Below are 2,427 nucleotides of genomic sequence, written 5' to 3'. Positions count from 1 at the left end.
GGGTATCCGCTCTATCAGGCCGTGTCTGCCACCAAGATAGCGCTTTCATCGGCAGACGAAGCGGCGTTCGACTTTGCACCTCTCGGGCGCGGCGGCCACAAGACTATCCGCCGCTCCGACTTCGAAGGCTGGATCGCCAGCGATCTGGCACGTATCGAAGGCGCGCTTGATGATGTGCTCGAAAAGACGAAGACCTCTCCTGCCCATATCGACAAGATATTCCTGACCGGAGGTACATCCTTCGTTCCGGCGGTCCGCCGCATTTTTACCGAGCGGTTCGACCACGATCGAATCGAGAGCGGCGGCGAACTTCTGTCGATTGCTCACGGCCTTGCGCTGATCGGCGAGCGCGACGACATCAAGCAGTGGACCGCTTAGTCTCAAATTCTTGAGGGATGACAATACGGTCGCAAGGGTCTATCGAACAGTTTCGAGAATAAGTGTGGAAACGGGATTATGAAAGAAGCGGTTACGCTCAAGCAACTGACGGCGGCCATCGGAACTGAGATCGGCTGCTCGGAGTGGCGCGTCGTCAGCCAGGAGATGATCAATCTGTTCGCTGACGCAACCGATGATCATCAGTTCATTCACACCGATCCGGAACGCGCCGCGGAAACGCCCTTTGGCGGCACTATCGCCCATGGCTTTCTGACGATCTCGCTACTGTCGACATTGGCCTATGAGGCGCTCCCGATGATTGAAGGCGCGACCATGGGCATCAACTACGGTTTCGACAAAGTGCGCTTCATGGCGCCGGTAAAATCCGGCAAGCGCGTACGTGCCCGCTTCAAGCTCGTGGATGCCGATATCCGCCCTTCGGGCCGTGTTCTCAACAATTATGAAGTAACGCTCGAGATCGAAAACTCCCTCAAACCTGCTCTCGTGGCCAATTGGCTGACTATCGCGGTTCTGGAACACCCGCCGGAAATGGACTGAACAGGTTCAAATAAGGCCGCCGGCTGCATCAAGCGGCGCACCACTTTCCCGATAGGTCGTCACAAGCTCCCTGAATTCGAACGGGCCCTGCACGAACATCCCCATATCGTAAGGATTRCGGATTTGCGCGCCCTTCAGAAACAACAGGTGCATTTTGAAGAAATTGGCCTTCGCACGTGCATAGCGTGTAGCACTGTGAATATTCTTGAAACGGACTTGGCGGATGATCGGCTGGTCGAGCGGGGTTATTCCAAGGGCAGCTGCGGGATCCGACTTATAGAAATGAATGATATCGGTGATGGTCTGAAACTCGGCCCAAAGCACCGGCGTTTCCTGGAGAACGACCCTTGTGTCTTCGCGCAAGCTCGTCGCCCGCGGGTGAAAGGCGATCATCAGCAGGCATGAGCCCGCGGCCAGCAGCGACACGGGCTTTTGTTTTAGAAGTTGCGGGTTGCTGCGCCAGACATCGGCTATGGCCTCCACGGCAGGAACCGTCCCAAGGCTATGCGCAACGATCACAACCTCATCGGCATCACTCGTTTGCAATTTACGCACGAGATGCTCCGCAAACTCGCGTCTGCGTTGCAACAGTCTCGGATTGCGGTGGTGAATACGGTCGGATGCGGCGGTCCAATCATCTAACAAATAGGAGAAGAACACCTTGTCGCCTGGCCAACGGACCAGCAGCCGGCCGAACAGCAATGCCAGGGGTATTGTCCAGATCAGATGTAGTGCGTTGAATCCACCAAACAGTGGCAACAGGCCAAGGCAGATTGTCACCAGCGTAATGAAGCAGGCGAAAGCAAACGGCCATAGGAAAAAGATGCAAAACCGCCAACTCGTCCAAAGGTAGCGAAAGAACGTACCACTCAAGATGATATCGAGGAATGCCATGAGCCCCGTGGCAAAGCGCGTTGCCACGTTTCTCGCAGCGTAGTCGTCGAAAATATCGGCGCTACCATATTGGCAGAATTCCGTTTCGGTCTGCCAGTTTGCGCCGGTGGTTTCGATATGCATCGAAGCGATGTTCGGCCCCTCGGCCAGCATCGGTCCGGTCTTCGTCTCCGCGTGCCAGAGCCGGCTGAAATCAGCAGAGCTGTTTAAATACCGGCCGCGCACCTTGTCAGGATGCAACCCTTCATAACCGGTAAAATTGATAACCAGACGCTTTCTAACAGCCATCACGATTCTCTATGCGAAGAGACCGCGTAACTGCAGCCACCGGGCATCTCATTGGGGCGAACGGCGGCGCAATTGTGGTGGCCGTCCAAAGTTGAGCGCCACTAGCATATAATCGCTACGGTTTGTACTGCCTTATCTCCCCCCTTGCGGGGGAGAAAGGATTTTCTTGGTGTTAGCGCAGCTAACCCTTAGAAAATCCAAGATCGGGGATAAGTTTTCATGCTGGCACAGATCCCCTCACTTGCGATTTCTAGCACTTAGCAAGGGCTAAGATGCTGAAATCGCTTTCTCTCCCGCAAGGGGAGAGAT

3 protein-coding genes are annotated in these 2,427 nt (G+C 55.2%); 2 read left to right on the top strand and 1 reads right to left on the bottom strand.

Annotated features, from left to right (window positions below):
* Together ACXJ5O_RS24495 and ACXJ5O_RS24490 are read left to right on the top strand one after the other, a co-directional pair.
* Window positions 1-378 (top strand): Hsp70 family protein (locus tag ACXJ5O_RS24495; RefSeq protein ID WP_457302178.1); only part of this gene is annotated, 378 nt, incomplete at its 5' end.
* Window positions 379-456: 78 nt separating this feature from the next.
* A complete protein-coding gene (locus ACXJ5O_RS24490) occupies window positions 457-936 on the top strand; it encodes a MaoC family dehydratase (protein ID WP_224513711.1) in 480 nt (159 codons plus the stop codon).
* 6 nt (window positions 937-942) lie between these two features.
* Here the strand turns inward: ACXJ5O_RS24490 and ACXJ5O_RS24485 are convergent, their stop codons facing one another.
* Entirely contained in the window at window positions 943-2,118 is a 1,176-nt protein-coding gene (locus tag ACXJ5O_RS24485; RefSeq protein WP_457302177.1) for an alpha/beta hydrolase, read from the bottom strand.
* Window positions 2,119-2,427 lie beyond the last annotated feature (309 nt).

The sequence above is a fragment of the Phyllobacterium sp. P5_D12 genome, from assembly GCF_054049495.1.
This window is presented reverse-complemented; position numbering and strand designations above follow the sequence as displayed.

What these genes read in the sequence shown, in the direction of transcription:
- ACXJ5O_RS24490 (WP_224513711.1), top strand. Translation starts at nt 457, where the DNA reads ATGAAAGAAGCGGTTACGCTCAAGCAACTGACGGCGGCCATCGGAACT.